Genomic DNA, 17732 nt, shown 5'->3' with positions numbered 1-17732 from the left:
CCAAGCGGTGGATCATGCAGGACCTCTCGTCGTCTCGGTGCCCGATGCGGCTGGGCCGGCGCAGCGACCAGGCAACCACAGTACCTGCGGGGCACCCGGGACCCGCCTGTGCCCACGCCGGGCCCTTCGACCACCACGACCTCGGTACCCTCGTGCCCAGACACCCGCAGATCCCCCACGCAACGAGGAGATCCACCGTGCGCCTGCTCGTCACCGGCGGAGCCGGATTCATCGGCTCCAACTTCGTCCACCAGACCGTCCGTGAGCGCCCGGACGTCGACGTGACGGTCCTGGACGCCCTCACGTACGCCGGTGACCGTGCCAGCCTGGCCCCCGTCGCCGAGGAGGTCACGCTCGTCGAGGGCGACGTCGCCGACGCCGAGACGGTCGACCGCCTCGTCGCCGACGCCGACGTCGTCGTCCACTTCGCGGCGGAGTCGCACAACGACAACTCGCTGTCGAACCCGTGGCCGTTCGTCCGGACGAACGTCGTCGGGACCTACACCCTGCTCGAGGCCGTCCGGCGGCACGAGAAGCGGTACCACCACATCTCGACCGACGAGGTGTACGGCGACCTCGAGCTCGACGACCCGGCGAAGTTCACGCCCGAGACGCCGTACAACCCCTCGAGCCCGTACTCCTCCACGAAGGCGGCGAGCGACCTGCTGGTGCGCGCCTGGGTCCGCTCGTTCGGCGTGCAGGCCACGATCTCCAACTGCTCGAACAACTACGGGCCGTACCAGCACGTCGAGAAGTTCATCCCGCGCCAGATCACGAACGTCGTCGACGGCATCCGGCCGAAGCTCTACGGCACCGGCGAGAACGTCCGGGACTGGATCCACGTCGAGGACCACAACACCGCGGTGTGGGCGATCGTCGAGCGCGGGCGCATCGGCGAGACGTACCTCATCGGCGCCGACGGCGAGGTCGACAACAAGACCGTCGTGGAGCTCATCCTCGAGCTGATGGGCCAGTCGCCGGACGCGTACGACCACGTCAACGACCGCCCCGGCCACGACATGCGCTACGCGATCGACGCCACCAAGCTCCGCGACGAGCTCGGCTGGACGCCCCGCTACGGGAGCTTCCGCGACGGCCTAGCCGCGACCATCGAGTGGTACCGGGCGAACGAGGCGTGGTGGCGGCCCCAGAAGGACGCCACCGAGGCGAAGTACGCCCAGCTCGGCCGCTGACCGGCCCGCCGCGGACGTGCAGCTCCTCCTCCATCACTTCTCCACCATGTCGCCGCACGTCACGCCCCGGACGGTGCTCGCGCTTCTCTATGCTGGTCATCTGTGAGTCCTCGTCATGTCGCGCCCCGGCGTGCGCGCAGCGCCCGGCACGCCCGGACCCTCCGCGGCCACCCGCTGGCGCGCGGCACGGCGCTGGTCGCCGCGGCTGCGGTCTCGTTCGGCGCGACGGGCGCCGCCACCGCCTATGTGCGCATCGAGGGCAACATCGCCACGGCCGACGTCACCGAGCTCCTCGGTGAGCGGCCCGTCCAGATGGAGCCGGTCGACCCGGACGACCCGAACGCCGGTCAGCCCCTCAACATCCTGATCATGGGTTCGGACGTCCGCGACGGCGAGAACGCCGAGATCGGCGGCTCCGTCGAGGGCATGCGGTCCGACACGACGATCCTCCTGCACATCTCCGCCGACCGGGAGCGCGTGGAGATGATCTCCATCCCGCGCGACTCCCACGTCGAGATCCCGTCGTGCGACCGGTCCGACGGCACGTCCTCCGACCCCGGCGAGACGCGGTTCAACGAGGCGTTCTCCATCGGCTCGGCGAGCGGCGAGGTCTCCGACGCGGCCGCCTGCACCATCCGGACCGTCGAGGCGCTCACAGGCGTCTACGTCCACGGCTGGCTCGTCGTGGACTTCGCGGGCTTCATCAACATGGTGGACGCCCTCGGCGGCATCCCCATGTGCATCGAGCAGCCGCTGCGCTCGGAGAAGGCCGGGCTGAACCTCGGTGCCGGCCAGCAGACGCTGGACGGTCCGACCGCGCTCGCCTACGCCCGGGCGCGGACCGGGGAGGGCCTCGGCGACGGCTCCGACATCGGGCGGCTCGGCCGGCAGCAGCGCCTGCTCGCCGCGACGGCCTCCGAGGTCCTGTCGAAGAACATCCTCACGGACTCCGCCGCCCTGTACCGGTTCCTCACGGCGGCCACGCAGTCGATCACCACGGACCCGACCCTCGGCAACATCCCGAACCTCGCGGGCCTCGCCTTCAGCCTCCGCGGCATCCCGGCGGGCAACATCACCTTCATGACGGTGCCCATCGCGCCCTACCAGGCCGACCCGAACCAGGTCGTCTGGACCGACGAGGCCGACGTCGTCTTCGACGCCATCGCGGAGGACCGCTCCGTGGTCGAGGCGCTCGCCCCGCCCCCCGCACCCCCGGCCGAGGGTGAGCCCGCGGAGCCGGCTGAACCGGCCGACCCCGCGGCGCCGGCCGAGCCGGCCCCCGCACCCACCGAGGAGCCGACGCCCGGCGTGGACCCCTTCAGCCCCGCCGACATCGACCCCGCGGTCTGCGGCTGACGTGGCACCGGAGAAGAACGGCGGCGACCGCACGCCGCCGCCCCGCCGGAGCATCCGGCCCGAGGACCAGGCGACGCCCCGGCCCCGCAGCGGCGCCACACCGCCGTCGTTCGCACCGCGCGCTGCCCGGTCCCCGCGCAGCGACGCCGGCGACCCGATCGTCGTCGGCGACGGCGCTCCGACGAGCGCAGGCCGATCGCCCGCCTCCCGACCGGCAGCACCCCGCCCGTCCACGCCCCCGGCCGCCACCGCCCGACCGGCCGGGGCTGCGCAGCAGGCCCCGGGCGGCAGGGCCTCCCGCCGACCGTCGCACCCGGGTCCCGACCGCAGCCACGTGCGGCGAGCGGTGCACGGCCTGTGGCCGGAGGTGCGGCCGGCGCCCGCCCCGCCGGTCCGACGACGCCGCGCGGTCCAGCCGGTACCGCCGTGCCCGCGGGACCACCCCCGCGCCGACGGCGACGTCGTCGTCCGTTCGCCGCCGTGGTCGCGATCGTCGTCGTCCTGCTCCTGGCCTGGCCGATCGGGCTGGCCCTCTGGGCCGACGGACGGATCGCCCACGTCGAGGCGCTCTCCGGCGCCCCGGACACGCCGGGGGTCACGTACCTGCTGGCCGGGTCGGACTCGCGGGCCGATGCGGGCATCGAGGACGGCACCGAGGGTGCCCGCACGGACACGATCATGCTGCTGCACGACCCGGCGTCCGGTCCCGCGGCCCTCATCAGCCTGCCGCGTGACGCCTACGTCGAGATCCCGGACAACGGGGCGAACAAGCTCAACGCGGCCTTCTCGTGGGGCGGTCCCGCGCTGCTGGTGCGCACCGTCGAGCAGATGACCGGCCTGACGGTGGACCACTACGTCGAGGTCGGGTTCACGGGTGTCGAGGGGGTCGTGGACGCGGTCGGCGGCGTGGAGCTGTGCCTGGACTACCCGGTCTACGACGAGCTGAGCGGCCTGGTCTGGGAGCAGCCGGGTTGCCAGGTCGTGGACGGCAGCACCGCGCTGGCCTTCTCGCGCATGCGCTACGCCGACCCCAACGGCGACATCGGACGGACCCAGCGGCAGCAGCAGGTCATCGGCGCGATCACGGGCGCGGTCACCGACCCCGGCGTGCTCGTCTCACCGGGCAAGCAGGTCTCCCTCGTCCGCGCGGGCACCGACGCGCTGACCACGTCCGAGGGCACCGGGATCGTCGACCTCGGCCGCCTCGCGCTCGCCTTCCGCAGCGCCACGGGGCCGGAGGGCATCACCGGGACGCCGTGGTTGCTGAGCCTGGACTACCGGCCCGGCGGCGTGGGCTCGGCGGTTCAGCTCGACGACGCGCGCAACGCGGAGCTCTGGGCCGGGATCCGGGACGGGTCGCTGCCGCCCGGCGTCGTCGGCGGGGTGCCGGGCGCCTGACCCGCCGCGCGGGCCGCGGCCCACGCAGTCAGCGTCCGCTCGAGCCACCGCCGGACCCGCGGCGTCGTGGGCTTCTCGATCGCGTGGTGCAGCGCCGCCGCGAGCGCGACGACGAGCGTGATCGCGACGCCCAGCACGACCCACGGCGGCAGCACCGGGGACAGCCGGTCGATCGCCCACCAGCCCCAGAACTCGTGCACGAGGTACAGCGGGTACGTCAGCGCGCCGAGTGCCGCCAGCGGCGCCCACGAGATCCGCTTGAGGCGCGTCAGCGCGACCGCCCCGACCGCGACGAAGCACCCGACGGTCACGGCGGCGAGGATCCACGGGTTCGGCTCGAACACGGTGTTCTTGCTCAGCGAGCGCATCTGCGCCGGGACGACGGTGTGCACCGCGAGGACGACGTTGCCGGCCAGGAGCACCCACGGCAGCCGCGCGTGCCCGTCGCGGTACAGGAGGTACAGGAGCATCCCGCCGGCGAAGAGCGGCGCGTACTGGCTGATGAGCAGCGTGTCGAGCACGGGGACGTCGGCCCAGCCCACCAGCACGGCGGCGGCCGGCCACAGCCCGGCGAACGCCAGCACGCGGTTGCGGGTCAGGCCGATCGCGACGAGCAGCACGATGAGCAGGTAGAACCGGAGCTCGACCCACAGCGTCCAGTACACGCCGTCGACGTGCCGCACGCCGAGGACCTCCTGCAGCAGCGTCGCGTTGACCGCGACCTCGCCCCACGAGATCTGCTTGCCGTCCCGCCACAGGAACATGAGCAGCCCGCTCGTCAGCGCGAGCGCCGCCCAGTACGCCGGGTAGATGCGGGCCAGGCGGGACGCCGCGACCGCGGGGACGGACCGGCCCCACGCGGTCCAGAGGATCACGAACCCCGAGACCACGAAGAACAGCTCCGGCGCCAGCGCGAAGTAGGTCGCCACGTGCCCCAGCACGGGGAAGACCTCACCGGGCGCCTCGCCCCAGCCCCGGTGCCACCGTGCGGTGAAGTGGTACAGCACGACCCCGGCGGCGGCCGCGAAGCGGAGCCCGTCCAGGGCGTACATCCGGTCGCGCGCGCCCGTCCCGCCCGTGCCCCCGCTCGTCCCGCCGGCCGACGACGGCGCCGCGGTGCTCCGCCCGTCCGTGGGTGTGCGGGTGTCGGCGGGCCGGACCTTCCCGGCGCCCTGGGCGGTCCGCCCGGGCGCGCCGAGAGCAGAGGGGCGCGTCGTTACCATTCCGTGACCATAAGCGAGGAGCGATGATCACGCCCGCCCAGCGCCCGGCCCCGGCGGCCGGCCACGGCTCACCGCAGAGGCGTCCTCCCGAGCAGGGGTGGACCTCTCAGACGCTGAAGCCCGTGCCCGTCCCGCGACGCCGCGCCCGCAGCCGCTCCCCCTTCGCCTGGGCCTGGGCGCGCAGGTCCTCCTGGAACCGGACCATGTCGGCGCGCAGCCGCTCGCCGAGCGCGGCGTCGGAGGCCGCGAGGATGCGCACGGCGAGCAGGCCGGCGTTGCGCGCCCCGCCGACGGACACCGTGGCGACCGGCACGCCGGCGGGCATCTGGACGATGGACAGCAGGGAGTCCATGCCGTCCAGGTGCGCGAGCGGCACGGGCACGCCGATGACGGGCAGCGGCGTCACGGCCGCGAGCATCCCCGGCAGGTGCGCGGCACCCCCGGCGCCGGCGACGAGCACCCGCAGGCCGCGGGAGACGGCGGTGCGCCCGTAGTCGACCATGTCCTGCGGCATCCGGTGCGCGGAGACGACGTCCACCTCGTGCGGCACGGCGAACTCCTCCAGGGCCTGGGCCGCGGCCTCCATGACGGGCCAGTCGGAGTCCGACCCCATCACCACCCCGACCAGCGGCTGCTCCGTCATCGTCGCGTCCTCTCCACGGGCTCCGGCAGGCCGCCGGGGCGTCGGTCACTCACCGCGCAGCCGCGCGGCCGCGGCGGTCGCCCGCGCGCGCACGTCCTCCAGGTCCTCACCGCTGACCGTGACGTGGCCGAGCTTGCGTCCCGGCCGCACGCCCTTGCCGTACAGGTGCACCTTGGCCGCCGGGTCCGACCCGAGCACCTCCGGCAGGGCGTCGGTGAGCCGCTCCAGGGAGCTGCCCAGCACGTTCGCCATGACCGTCCAGGACTCGCGCGCCGCGGTCTCACCCAGCGGCAGGTCCAGGACCGCGCGCAGGTGCTGCTCGAACTGGCTCGTCACCGAGCCGTCGATCGTCCAGTGCCCGGAGTTGTGGGGGCGCATCGCGAGCTCGTTGACGACGACGCGCGGCTCGCCGTCGTCCGTCGGCGCGACCTCGAACATCTCCACGGCGAGCACGCCCGTGACGTCGACGCCCTCGGCGACACGCAGCGCGGCGGCGACGGCCGCCTCCTCCACCGCCGGGTCCAGCCCGGGCGCCGGGGCCACGACCTCGGCGCACACGCCGTCCCGCTGCACCGTCTCCACGACCGGCCACGTCCGGCACTCCCCCGACGGGCGGCGCGCCAGGAGCACGGCCAGCTCGCGCACGAACGGCACCTTCTCCTCCGCGAGCAGCGCCGGGCCGCCGTCGGCCGCGGCCTCGAACCAGTCCGCGACGTCGTCGGCGGAGCGGACCACCCTGACGCCCTTGCCGTCGTAGCCGCCGCGGGCCGTCTTGACGACCGCCTCGCCCCCCAGCTCGGCGAGGAACGCCTCGAGCGCGGCTCGGTCGGGCAGCTCGGCCCAGCGTGGGCACGGCACCCCGAGCGCGGTCAGCCGACGGCGCATGGCGATCTTGTCCTGGGCGTGGAGCAGCGCCTCGGCCGAGGGACGCACCGGCACGCCCAGCGCCTCCACCCGCGCGAGGACGTCGGCGGGGACGTGCTCGTGCTCGAAGGTGAGGACCGCGGCGGTCGGCGGACCGGTGACGAGGTCGAGGACCGGCGATCCCTCCGCAGGGTGACCGACGGGCGCGTCGACGACGACCTGCGCCGCCGCCGTGCCGGCATCCTCCACGAGCACCCGGAGGCCGACGCCGAGCGCCGTCGCCGCGGGGCTCATCATGCGGGCGAGCTGCCCACCGCCGATCACTGCCACCACGGGTGCCGTCACGAGCGCCGAGCGTAACAACGCCCGCCCCCGCCCACCGGCCGCGTCCGCCGCCCGCTCTCACCACCCGCTCCCGGTCCGCTCGCACGCTCGCACCGTCCCGAGCATCGCCGTCTTCGACATTTCTGCGACGTGGAACGCCGAGAGGTCGATAACGGCGACGGCGGTGCCGCAGCGAGGGCCGCTGGGGCGCGGACGCGAGGGCGGGGTGCCGGGAGTGGGGGTGGCGGGGCTACGCAGGCGGGCGCGGCGGTCTCAGGATCAGCGGGGGCGGGCGTGGCGGTGCCTGGGGTGCGGCGGGCATCTACGGTGTCGGCATGAGGAACCGCGCCCTGGAGCTGGCACGCTTCGGCTCGGTGGGTGCCGTGGCGTTCGTCGTCGACGTCGGCCTCTTCAACCTCCTGCGCTACGGCCCGGGCCAGCTCCTCGAGGACCGGCCGATCACCGCCAAGGTGCTGTCCGTGGCGGTCGCGACCGTGGTGGCCTGGCTCGGCAACCGCTACTGGACGTTCTCAGCACGCCGCACGAAGTCCCCGCGGCGCGAGCTCGTGGTGTTCGCCGTCGTCAACGTCGGCGGGATGCTCGTGGCGGTGAGCTGCCTCGCGTTCTCGCACTACGTCCTCGGTCTGACCTCGCCCCTGGCGGACAACATCGCGGCGAACGTCGTCGGGCTCGCCCTCGGCACGGCGTTCCGGTACGTCGCGTACCGGCGCCTCGTCTTCACGGGCGTCACCGCGGCGCCGGTGCCGCACGACCTACCCGCGGCAGCGGCTGACGGCGACCCCGCGCGCGCCTGATCGGCCACTGTCAACGGTTGCGGTCACGGCGGCGACGGCGTCGGCCGCGTGAGCCGCTCGGCACCAGCGCACCGCGCGGGAGCACGACGTTCGGGTCGAGCGTCCGCGGCACCGCGGACAGGAAGATCGCGAACACCGGCGGACGGCGCTGCGCGAGCTCGAGCCGGCCGCCGTCGGCCGCGACCAGGTCCCGCGCGACGTCCAGCCCCAACCCGGTGCCGCGGCCGGACGTCACCTCGCGCTCGAAGATGCGCGGGGCGATCTCGTCCGGCACCCCGGGGCCCTCGTCGGCGACCTCGATGACGACGGCGCCCTGCGTGTTCGCGGGCCGCGCCCGGACGGTCGTCGTCCCGTCGCCGTGCACGAGGGAGTTCTCCAGGAGCGTCGCGAGCACCTGCGCGAGCGCGCCGGGGGTCGCGAGCACCGCGACGTCGTCGGGCACCTCCACGACGAGGCGACGCCGGGCGGTGCGGAACGGCCGCTCCCACTCCTCCTCCTGCTGGCGCACGACGTCGAGGAGGTGCACCGCCTCGGTCGTGCCGCCCTGCGCCCGCCGGGAGCGCGTGAGGAGGTCGTCGACGACCGTGACGAGCCGCTCGACCTGCTCGAGCGAGATGCGCGCCTCCTCCCGGATCTCCTCCTTCTCGGTCGCCAGCGAGATCTCCTCGAGGCGCATCGACAGGGCGGTGAGCGGGGTGCGGAGCTGGTGCGAGGCGTCGGACGCGAACTGCCGCTCCGCCGCGAGGCGCCCGGCCATGCGGTCCGCGGAGCGGGCGAGCTCGGCGGCGACGAGGTCGATCTCCTCCACGCCAGAGGGCTCCAGCCGCGGGCGGACCTGGCCGGCGCCCAGCTGCTCGGCGCTCGCCGCGAGGTAGACCAGCGGCGCCGCGAGCCGGCGCGCCTGCCAGAGCGCGACCGAGACCCCCGCCGCGACGGCGATCACCGACGCGACGACGACGAGGGCCACCGCGCGCGCGGTGCGCCAGAACACGTCCCAGTAGGACAGGGAGAGGAGCACGACGGCGCCGGACTCGGTGTACTCGACCTCCGGGTACGCGCGGCCCTCGATCGGCTCGCCGGCGCGGAACCGCTCGCCCGACGGCGTCACGACGGACACCGACGCGGGAAGACTCCCCCGCTCCCCGCCGCCGACGTAGAACTCCAGCAGGTCGTCGGTGATCTCCCGGTCCGCAGTCAGGCGGTTCTCCACCCCGCGCGCGAGGTTGACGGCCCGCTGCTCGAGGTCCCGCAGCTCGCCGTCCCGCACCAGCTGGGCGCTGAAGAAGGCGAGCGGGATGCCGAGGAGGACGACCGCCACGGTGACGGCGGCGACGGTCGCCTGGACGACGCGACGGCGCACCTCAGGCCGCCGTCAGCCGCGGGCTGTCTCGAACCGGAAGCCCATGCCCCGCACCGTGGAGATGTACCGCGGCGCGTTGGCGTCGTCGCCGAGCTTGCGGCGCAGCCACGACACGTGCATGTCGAGGGTCTTGGTCGAGCCGGTCGGGTCCGAGTCCCAGACCTGGCGCATGAGGGTGTCGCGCCCGACGACCGACCCGGCCTCCTTGACCAGGACCCGCAGGAGGTCGAACTCCTTGGCCGTCAGGTGCAGCTCGCGGTCGCCCTGGAAGGCGCGGTGCGCGGCCAGGTCCATGCGGACGTCCTGCGCGACGAGCTCCTCGTCCTCGGTGCCGTCGGCGTTGGTCCGGCGCAGCAGCGCCCGGACGCGGGCGAGCAGCTCCGCGAGGCGGAACGGCTTGGTCACGTAGTCGTCCGCGCCCGCGTCGAGGCCGACGACGAGGTCGACCTCGTCCGCCCGCGCGGTGAGGACGAGCACGGGGGTGCTCAGACCCTGGCTGCGGATCCACCGCGCGACGTCGAGACCGTCCATGTCCGGCAGCCCGAGGTCCAGGATGACGACGTCCGCCTGCGGCGCCGCGTCGATCGCCCCTTGACCCGTGCCTTGCACGACGACGTCGTAGCCCTCGCGGCCCAGCGCCCGGGCCAAGGGCTCGGCAATGGCCGGGTCATCCTCGGCCAAGAGAACGTGCGTCATGGCGCACATGCTGCCACAGCGCGCCGCCGGCGAGGAGGACGTGGCCGGGCGGATACGACGACGGGGCAGCGGCTCCGTCCACCGTCGCACCCGCGACGGTCCCGACTCCGCCCCCGGGCTGACGTCGCGGTGACGCGTGCGGCCTACTCTGGCGACCATGCGCTGGTGGGAACGCGTCTCCGCGTGGGACGAGGAGCACCGCCTCGCGGTCGACGCCCTCACCGCCGTCGGGCTCCTGCTGGTCGTGGTCCCCGCGTCCGCGGGCCTCCTCGGCGTCCTCGACAACCGCCCCGTCGCCATCGCCGCCGCCGTCGTCATGAGCATCGCCGTCGTGTGGCGGCGCGTCCGCCCCGCGCTCTCAGCCGCCGTGGTGTTCTCCGCGGCCCTCGTGCACCTGCTGCTGGGCGTCGTCGTCGTCTTCCCGGCGGACCTGCTCGTCCTGCTCGCCCTGTACTCGGTCACCGTGCACGGCCCCGTCTGGGCGTACCGGACGGCGTTCGGCGGCACGCTCGTCGGCGCGGGGCTCGTGGGGGTCCTGCTCGTCTCGGACCTCGGCCCGTTCGTCCAGGACATCACCGCCGCGGCGATCGTCTCCTTCCTCGTGCTGCTCACCTCCTCGACGGTCTTCGCGTACGGCCTCGTCCGCCGCGCCCGCCGGGAGCGCATCGACGCCCTGGTCGACCGCGCCGCCCGGCTGGAGGTCGAGCGCGACCAGCAGGCGCAGATCGCCACGGCCGCGGAGCGCGCACGCATCGCGCGGGAGATGCACGACATCGTCGCGCACTCGCTGTCCGTGATCATCGCGCAGGCCGACGGTGGCAGGTACGCGGCCGAGCACGACCCCGGCGCGGCGCAGCGCTCCCTCGCGACCATCGCCGAGACGGGCCGGGCAGCGCTCGGCGACATGCGGCGTCTCCTGGGCGTTCTGCGCACCGGCGCGGACGCCGGCACGCCGGCCACAGGCGCCCCGGTCGTGGCGGGCGCCCGTGCCGGGCTCGCACCGCAGCCCGGCGTCGAGGACATCGCGGCCCTGGTCCAGCAGGTCCGCGGGAGCGGGACCGACGTGTCGCTGGCGCGGCTCGGCACGCCCCGGCCGCTGCCGCCCGGGACGGGCCTGACCGTGTACCGGATCGCGCAGGAGTCCCTCACCAACGTCCTCAAGCACGCGGGGCCTGACGTCACGGTCACCGTCCTGCTCCAGTGGCGCGAGGAGTCGCTCGTGCTGGAGGTCACCGACGACGGCCGCGGAGCCGCCGTCGTGCCCGACGGTGGCGGGCAGGGCGTCGTCGGCATGCGGGAGCGCGCCGTGATGCTGTCCGGGACCCTTGCCGTCGGCCCGCGCCCCGGTGGCGGCTACCGTGTCCGCGCCGAGATCCCCGTGCCGGCCCGCCAGGAGGCGATCACGTGACCACCCCGCCCACCCCCAGCGGCCAGGTCGGCGCCACACCCGAGGCGCCCGCGAGCGGTCCGGTGCGCGTGGCGCTCGTCGACGACCAGCAGCTCGTCCGTGCGGGCTTCCGCATGGTCATCGACTCGCAGCCGGACCTCGAGGTCGTCGTCGAGGCGGGCGACGGCGCGGAGGCGCTGCGGCGCCTGGCCGTGGTGCCCGTGGACGTGGTCCTCATGGACGTGCGCATGCCGCACGTCGACGGCCTCGAGGCGACGGCGCGCCTGACCGCGGGCGACGTCACGCCCGCCCCCGTCCGTGTCATCGTCCTGACGACCTTCGACCTGGACGAGTACGTCCTGTCCGCCATCCGCGCCGGCGCGAGCGGGTTCCTCCTCAAGGACGCCCCGCCGGAGGAGATGCTCGCGGCGATCCGGACCGTCCACGCCGGGGACGCCGTCATCGCGCCGTCGTCGACGCGCCGCCTGCTGGAGCACCTCGTCACCGCGTTGCCCGCCGACGACGCCCCGCCGCACCCCGGTCTCGACGACCTCACCGACCGCGAGCGCGAGGTGCTCGTGCTCATGGCGCGCGGTCGGTCCAACACCGAGATCGGTCGTGACCTCTTCGTCGCCGAGGCGACCGTGAAGACGCACGTCGGGCGCGTGCTGGCGAAGCTGGGCGTGCGGGACCGGGTGCAGGCCGTCGTGGCCGCGTACGAGAGCGGCCTGGTACGCCCCGGCGCCTGACCGGCCCTCCGACCGACGACGCCCCTCGCTCGTCCTGTCGCCACGAGGCATCCTCGTGGCTCCCGCGTGCTCGTCCGTGACTCGTCCTGGACCGAAGACAGCGGGAGCTCCGGTAGATCTGCGGCTACTGCCCGAGGAGGGGTGCGGAGAAAGCCGCCAGGAGTGCGAAGGCCGTCAGTGCCCACCGCCACAGCCGGCTCTCGGCCAGGTGGAGCACCGCGATCGTCAGGGGCCAGGGGTAGGAGCGACATCCAATATCGCGACGGAAGGGGGAAGTAGATGCCTTCAGCCAGATGGGTCGCTATGGCGACGGCTGGACCCATCGTGGTGGCCGCGACGAGGACGCCTAGGGCGAGGGCGCGCGAAGGACGTCGCGAAGCGTCCGCTGAGTGGGCCAGCACGCCGGCGAGGACCACGATGCCACCGGTCACCGCAAGGAACGCACTGATGCCGTTCATGTGCTCCGGCCCGATCGAGCCGTCCATGAGTCGCGTGAGTGGCCGGACGGCCTCGTCGCTGAGGGCGCGGAGTGTCAAGGGATCACTCGGAGACGGGTTCGACGGACCTACAGGTTCGATGCTCGAGCGGACCAGCATCCAGATCACCTGCGTCGCCAGCGCGGCGAGAAGCATGGCCGAAGGGAGTGCCCCATCCTTGGCCACGCGGCGGGCGATCGCGGCTGGCGATGAGGTCGGCGGGGCCGGCAGCGCTCGCAGGCGTCGGGCGATCAGGAGTCCGGCGGCTACGGCGAGGACCACGAACGCGTTCTGGAACTTCAGCGCGACGCCCAGCGAACTCAGGATCACGAGCGTCCGTCCGGAGCCCACACCCTGGAGAAACCTCAGGGCGCCGAGCGCAAGCGCCGCTCCGCTGACGAGCAGTGCGGCGTCGGTCGAGATGAAGGTCGTGGACCACCAGGCGGGGAGCGAGAAGATCATCAGGACAGGCGGTATGAGGGCGACGACGGGCGACGCTGTCAGGCGACGGGCCGCGAGATAGGTCAGGCCGCCCGCTGTCGCAAGCCACAGGGCGCCGGCCATCCGCGCCGCAGTGAGCAGGTCGAGGCCCATCCATCGGAAGGGCTGTGCAGCCATCCAGGTCAGGACGAAGTAGGCGGGGCTGTAGATGTCCACGCCGCTGAGGCCGTTCCGCGGGTAGGAGGCGGGTTCGCCGACCGTTTCCGCGCCGCAGCGCTCAGGATCGGCAGCTCGGCTGAAGATGAACCCGCGGCAGTCGATCTGGCGCTTGGTGTAGTCGCCGATCGGCTCGCCGCGCCGGACCACGATCTGCTCGGGCAGCTTCTCCAGGTAGTCGAGATACACGTGTTCGTCCACCGGCGACAGCGGACGGTGCTGTGCCACGTGGTAGGTGACGAAGAGGACGGACAGCGTTGCGACGAGGACGAGGGGCCAGCTCCTGCGCCAGAGAGGGGTCAACGACTCCAGCCCCCTGGCTGGGAGTACGGCGGAGCCCGAACGAGGGCCCGCTCCCCAGCGCATCGAGTTCCTGTCGTCAGCCACGCTTTCCTCGCGGGGCCGCAGGACGTCGTCCGTGGTTCCCACGACGTGCGCGGCCGGCTCGTCTCCGACCCCTCGTGGACGCGGCGTGCGACCCGGTGGCTCCGTTCCCCGTCCTGTCTCGCTGCGGGGAGATCGGCCTTCTCTCACGAGGCTCAGACGCCTGTGAGCTGCTCGATGGTGCGACGCGGGTGGTGCAGCTCCTCCGACAGGTCATCCTGGGAGCCTCCGACGAGCGGACCGTGATCGTCCACACGCTCCGCCGGGTCATCCTCGGCCAGGAGAACGCGCGTCATGGCGCACATGCTGCCACAGGGCATTTCACGACCCCGGACGTGCGGCGGGCGACCTCGCACCTCCGCCCGACGCGGCACCTTCGTCGCCGAGGCGACCGTCAAGGCGCACCTCGGGCGCGTGCTCGCGAGGCTGGGCGTGCGGGACCGGGTGCAGGCCGTCGTCGCCGCGCACGAGGGCGGCCTGGTACGCCCCGGCGCCTGACCGGCCCTCCGACCGACGACGTCCCTCGCTCGTCCCCCGGGGTCGCGGACGGCGCCGACCGGTCCACCCCAGGGCGGAGGCCCGCGCCCCGCGGACCATGCCCCTGCCGGACGCGACCGCGGTCGGCCGGTCCCTAGCGTCGGGGTGTACCGCCACGACCGAGGAGCGACCGTGACCCACCCGCCCAGCACCGCCACGAGCAGCCGGACCGGCAGCCCGACAGGCACCCCCGCCGACGCCGACCGGACCGCCGTCCGGGCCCGCGCCCTGACCAAGGTCTACGGCCAGGGCGAGGCCGCCGTGCGCGCGCTCGATGCCGTCGACGTCGACGTGGAGCGCGGCGCCTTCACGGCGATCATGGGACCGTCGGGGTCCGGCAAGTCCACGCTCATGCACCTGCTCGCCGGACTGGACACGGCGGCGTCCGGCACGGTGCACCTCGGGCTCACCGAGCTGACCGGCCTCGACGACCGCTCCCTGACGCACCTGCGGCGGGACCGGGTGGGGTTCGTCTTCCAGTCCTTCAACCTGCTGCCGATGTTCACGGCGGAGCAGAACGTCCTCCTCCCGCTGGAGCTGGCCGGCGCCCCCGTGGACCACGCCTGGGTCGACACCCTCGTCGACGTCCTGGGGCTGCGGGACCGGCTGAGCCACCGTCCGGCCGAGCTGTCCGGCGGCCAGCAGCAGCGCGTCGCCATCGCCCGCGCCCTCGTGCACCGGCCGGAGGTCGTCTTCGCGGACGAGCCGACCGGCAACCTGGACTCCCGTGCGGGGGCCCAGGTGCTGAGCTTCCTGCGCCGCTCCGTCCGTGAGCTCGGCAGCACCGTGATCATGGTCACGCACGACCCGACGGCGGCCGCGTACGCCGACCGCGTCCTGCTCCTGGCCGACGGCCGGATCGCCGGGGACATCTCCGACCCGACGCCCGACGCCGTCCTGACGAGCCTCGACGCCCTGCGGCCGCTCGACGACGCGGCGGTGCGCTGATGCTGCGCCTGACCCTGGCGCAGATGCGCCTCAGCCTCGGCCGCCTCACCGCGGCCGGCATCGCCATCGTCATCGGCACCGCGTTCGTCGCCGCGACGCTCGTCGCGGGTGCGGTCATGACCCGGACCACCTACGACGCCGTCTCCGCCTCCTACGCCGACGCCGACCTCGTCGTCAGCGCCGAGGGTGAGCAGCTGTCGGAGGACGACGTCGCGCGACTGGCCGAGATCACCGGCGTCGAGGCCCTCGACGGCCGCGCACCGCTGTGGGTGCAGCTCAGCAGCGCGGCGGCGGACGTGTACCCGGAGGCGACCGTCCGCGCGTCGCACCCGCGCCTGGAGGTCCAGGAGCTCGTCGAGGGCGACCTGCCCGACGCGCCCGGGGGCGTGGCGCTGCCCGCGCCGCTCGCCGAGCGCCTGCAGGTGGGCGTCGGCGACACCGTGACGCTCGCACGCGAGGTGTGGACGCCGACGAACGCGCCCGCCGCCCCGGACGACGGCGGCACGGCGGATGGCGACGCCGGATCGTGGACGACCTTTACCCAGGAGATCGCCGTCACCGGCCTCACCGAGGACCCGACGGGAGGCTTCACGGGGTCCTCAGGCGCCGTCGTCGTCCACCCGGAGGACGCACGCGGATGGCTCGCCGAGGAGGCGGACGCGGTCGGCCAGGAGCCCGGGTACCGCAGCGCCGTCGTCGTCGTGGAGGCCGGGAGCGACCCGACCGCGGTCGCGACCGACCTCGCCGACGCGGCGCCGGGGGTCGTCGTGCGCACGAAGCAGGAGCAGGCGGCGCTGACGGTGAACGAGCTGACCGGCGGCGAGGACGCGCTGACCGCCGTCGTCCTCGCCTTCGCGGCGGTGGCCCTGCTCGTCGCGGCGCTCGTCATCGCGAACACCTTTCAGGTGCTCGTCGCGCAGCGGACGCGGACCCTGGCGCTGCTCCGCTGCGTCGGGGCAGACCGTGGCCAGGTGCGCCGCTCCGTCCTCGTCGAGGCGGCGATCCTCGGGCTGACCGCGTCGGTCGTCGGCGTGCTCGTGGGCCTGGGGCTGACGCAGGTGACCCTGTCGGTGGTGGGCGCCGCCGGGCTCGACGTACCCCTGCCCGACGTCATCACGGTGACCCCCGCGGCGGTGCTCGTGCCGGTGCTCGTGGGGACCGCGGTGACGCTCGCGGCGGCCCTGGCGCCCGCCCGCGCCGCCACCCGGGTCGCCCCCCTCGCCGCCCTGCGTCCGGTCGACCCCGTCGAGGGCCGCCGGGCCGGTCGTGCCCGCCTGGCGCTCGCGACGCTGCTCGCCGTCGGCGGCGGTCTGCTGCTGACCGGTGCCGCCCTCGCGGCTGCGGAGATCGGTCCCGTGGTCGCCCTCGCCGCGGGTGTGCTCGGCGGTGCCGTGTCGTTCGTCGGCGTGCTCGTCGGCGCGGCCGTGTGGGCGCCGGCGGTGGCACGGGGCGCCGGACGCCTCCTGGGCCGCGCGGGACCGACCGCCCGGCTCGCCGCGGCGAACACCGTGCGCAACCCGCGCCGGACCGCCGCGACGAGCTCGGCGCTGCTCATCGGGGTGACGCTCGTCGCGATGATGAGCACGGGGGCCGCCAGTGCCCGGACGTCGCTCGCGGCCGAGCTCGACGCGCAGTACCCCGTCGACCTCGCCGTGGCCGCGGGGTCGTCGACGCAGGGTGCGCTCGACCCGCGCGTGCTCACCACGGTCGGGGCCGTGGACGGCGTCGACGCCGTCGCAGCGGTCTCCCACGGGGGCGTCGAGCTGCGCGACACCGAGGGCGCGTCGGTGCTCGGGTGGCAGGCGACAGCCGTCGAGCCGACGGCGCTGACGGCCGTGCTGAGGGCGTCCGAGGAGGCATCCGGGCTCACCGACGACACCGTGATCATCGGGTCGGGTCTCGCGGCGTCGGTCGGGATCTCCGACGGCGACGAGCTGCGGCTGGCGCCCGAGGCGGCGGCGCAGGTCGGAGCGGCGGCGGACGCGGAGGGCGCGTCTCCGGCGGCCGACGACGTCGTCGTGGCGCGCGCCGTCGTGGTGGACCTCCCGGAGGTCGTCCTCCTCACCCCGGCGACGCTCGAGGCGGTCGCCGGGGTCGCCGCCCCGACGGAGGCGTGGGTCCGGTTCGCCGACGACGCCCCGCCGGCCCGCGTGGTCGCGGACGTCCAGGACGCCCTGTCGGACACCCCGGTGATCGTCTCCGGTGCCGCGCTCGAGCGCGTGCGGTACGAGCAGGTCGTCGACGCGTTCCTCGCCGTCGTCGTCGGGCTGCTCGGCGCCGCGGTCGTGATCGCGGTGATCGGCGTGGCGAACACCCTGTCCCTGTCGGTCCTCGAGCGGCGGCGCGAGTCCGCGACGCTGCGTTCGCTGGGCCTCACCCGGGGCAGGCTGCGCGGGTCCCTGGCCGTCGAGGGCGTGCTCATCGCGGCGATCGGCGCGACCGTCGGCGCGGTGCTGGGTCTCCTGTACGGGTGGGCCGGTGCGGCCACGGTGCTGGGGAGCGTCGGGCCGGTGACGTACGAGGTCCCCTGGCTGCACCTGGGTCTTGTCCTCGTGTCGGCGGTCGTCGCGGGCCTCCTGGCGTCGGTGCTGCCGGGTCGGGCCGCGGCCCGCACGTCGCCGGTCCGGGCGCTCGCCGTGGAGTGAGCCGCAGGTCTCCCGGTGCCGTCGGGCCCGTCACGCGTCCACAGGCGCGGCGGGCCCGTCGCCGTGAGCGGGCGCCG

14 protein-coding genes and 1 pseudogene are annotated in these 17732 nt (G+C 74.4%); 9 read left to right on the top strand and 6 right to left on the bottom strand.

What is annotated here, in order from left to right; genetic code table 11:
• Positions 1-197 precede the first annotated feature (197 nt).
• The 3 genes from rfbB to LG379_RS05755 all read left to right on the top strand — a co-directional run bounded on the left by rfbB (position 198) and on the right by LG379_RS05755 (position 3947).
• Positions 198-1193, top strand: coding sequence for a dTDP-glucose 4,6-dehydratase (gene rfbB / locus LG379_RS05765; RefSeq protein ID WP_225753633.1), 996 nt, complete (start codon positions 198-200; stop codon positions 1191-1193).
• Between the two features lie 102 nt (positions 1194-1295).
• A complete protein-coding gene (locus tag LG379_RS05760; protein WP_225753632.1) occupies positions 1296-2549 on the top strand; it encodes an LCP family protein in 1254 nt (417 codons plus the stop codon).
• Positions 2550-2975: 426 nt separating this feature from the next.
• Positions 2976-3947: an LCP family protein gene (locus LG379_RS05755; protein ID WP_225753631.1), complete on the top strand. Its 972-nt coding sequence runs from the start codon at positions 2976-2978 to the stop codon at positions 3945-3947.
• Here LG379_RS05755 and LG379_RS05750 read toward each other — a convergent pair.
• From LG379_RS05750 to LG379_RS05740, 3 genes are all read right to left on the bottom strand, one after another.
• Positions 3854-5170 (bottom strand): acyltransferase, encoded by a 1317-nt coding sequence (locus LG379_RS05750; protein ID WP_225753630.1) that lies wholly within the window; start codon positions 5168-5170, stop codon positions 3854-3856. The genes LG379_RS05755 and LG379_RS05750 overlap by 94 nt on opposite strands.
• Positions 5171-5276: 106 nt before the next feature.
• Positions 5277-5813: a 5-(carboxyamino)imidazole ribonucleotide mutase gene (gene purE / locus LG379_RS05745; RefSeq protein WP_225753629.1), complete on the bottom strand. Its 537-nt coding sequence runs from the start codon at positions 5811-5813 to the stop codon at positions 5277-5279.
• A gap of 45 nt (positions 5814-5858) precedes the next feature.
• On the bottom strand, positions 5859-7022 hold the full coding sequence (locus tag LG379_RS05740) for a 5-(carboxyamino)imidazole ribonucleotide synthase (RefSeq protein WP_225753628.1): 1164 nt from the start codon (positions 7020-7022) through the stop codon (positions 5859-5861).
• Between the two features lie 314 nt (positions 7023-7336).
• Here LG379_RS05740 and LG379_RS05735 point away from each other — a divergent pair, with 314 nt between their 5' ends.
• Positions 7337-7816: a GtrA family protein gene (locus LG379_RS05735; protein WP_225753627.1), complete on the top strand. Its 480-nt coding sequence runs from the start codon at positions 7337-7339 to the stop codon at positions 7814-7816.
• Between the two features lie 10 nt (positions 7817-7826).
• Here the strand turns inward: LG379_RS05735 and LG379_RS05730 are convergent, their stop codons facing one another.
• Both LG379_RS05730 and LG379_RS05725 read right to left on the bottom strand, forming a co-directional pair.
• Positions 7827-9176: an ATP-binding protein gene (locus LG379_RS05730; RefSeq protein WP_225753626.1), complete on the bottom strand. Its 1350-nt coding sequence runs from the start codon at positions 9174-9176 to the stop codon at positions 7827-7829.
• Between the two features lie 12 nt (positions 9177-9188).
• Entirely contained in the window at positions 9189-9872 is a 684-nt protein-coding gene (locus LG379_RS05725) for a response regulator transcription factor (RefSeq protein ID WP_225753625.1), read from the bottom strand.
• 157 nt (positions 9873-10029) lie between these two features.
• Between LG379_RS05725 and LG379_RS05720 the strand changes: the two genes are divergently transcribed.
• Together LG379_RS05720 and LG379_RS05715 are read left to right on the top strand one after the other, a co-directional pair.
• Positions 10030-11280 (top strand): sensor histidine kinase, encoded by a 1251-nt coding sequence (locus LG379_RS05720; protein ID WP_225753624.1) that lies wholly within the window; start codon positions 10030-10032, stop codon positions 11278-11280.
• Positions 11277-12008, top strand: a complete 732-nt coding sequence (locus LG379_RS05715; RefSeq protein ID WP_370634440.1) for a response regulator — start codon at positions 11277-11279, stop codon at positions 12006-12008. The genes LG379_RS05720 and LG379_RS05715 overlap by 4 nt, the downstream gene beginning before the upstream one ends.
• Positions 12009-13680: 1672 nt before the next feature.
• Here the strand turns inward: LG379_RS05715 and LG379_RS05710 are convergent.
• Positions 13681-13821 carry a hypothetical protein gene (locus tag LG379_RS05710; protein ID WP_225753623.1) on the bottom strand — a complete coding sequence of 47 codons (141 nt, stop codon included), beginning with the start codon at positions 13819-13821 and terminating at the stop codon, positions 13681-13683.
• Between the two features lie 76 nt (positions 13822-13897).
• On the opposite strand from LG379_RS05710, the pseudogene LG379_RS05705 reads away from it, so the two are divergent.
• The 3 genes and pseudogenes from LG379_RS05705 to LG379_RS05695 form a co-directional block, all read left to right on the top strand.
• Positions 13898-14023: pseudogene (locus LG379_RS05705) on the top strand (LuxR C-terminal-related transcriptional regulator); the annotation flags it as partial.
• A 171-nt stretch (positions 14024-14194) separates the two neighbouring features.
• A complete protein-coding gene (locus LG379_RS05700) occupies positions 14195-15010 on the top strand; it encodes an ABC transporter ATP-binding protein (RefSeq protein WP_370634439.1) in 816 nt (271 codons plus the stop codon).
• Positions 15010-17655 carry an ABC transporter permease gene (locus LG379_RS05695; RefSeq protein WP_225753622.1) on the top strand — a complete coding sequence of 882 codons (2646 nt, stop codon included), beginning with the start codon at positions 15010-15012 and terminating at the stop codon, positions 17653-17655. Before LG379_RS05700 ends, LG379_RS05695 begins: the two co-directional genes overlap by 1 nt.
• Positions 17656-17732 lie beyond the last annotated feature (77 nt).

The organism is Actinotalea sp. Marseille-Q4924, assembly GCF_916618755.1.
GTDB lineage: Bacteria > Actinomycetota > Actinomycetes > Actinomycetales > Cellulomonadaceae > Actinotalea.
This window is presented reverse-complemented; position numbering and strand designations above follow the sequence as displayed.

Coding starts and splice junctions, on each gene's coding strand:
- LG379_RS05750 (WP_225753630.1), bottom strand. CDS start 5,170: ATGGTAACGACGCGCCCCTCTGCTCTCGGCGCGCCCGGGCGGACCGCC.
- purE (WP_225753629.1), bottom strand. CDS start 5,813: ATGACGGAGCAGCCGCTGGTCGGGGTGGTGATGGGGTCGGACTCCGAC.
- LG379_RS05735 (WP_225753627.1), top strand. CDS start 7,337: ATGAGGAACCGCGCCCTGGAGCTGGCACGCTTCGGCTCGGTGGGTGCC.
- LG379_RS05725 (WP_225753625.1), bottom strand. CDS start 9,872: ATGACGCACGTTCTCTTGGCCGAGGATGACCCGGCCATTGCCGAGCCC.
- LG379_RS05720 (WP_225753624.1), top strand. CDS start 10,030: ATGCGCTGGTGGGAACGCGTCTCCGCGTGGGACGAGGAGCACCGCCTC.
- LG379_RS05710 (WP_225753623.1), bottom strand. CDS start 13,821: ATGACGCGCGTTCTCCTGGCCGAGGATGACCCGGCGGAGCGTGTGGAC.
- LG379_RS05695 (WP_225753622.1), top strand. CDS start 15,010: ATGCTGCGCCTGACCCTGGCGCAGATGCGCCTCAGCCTCGGCCGCCTC.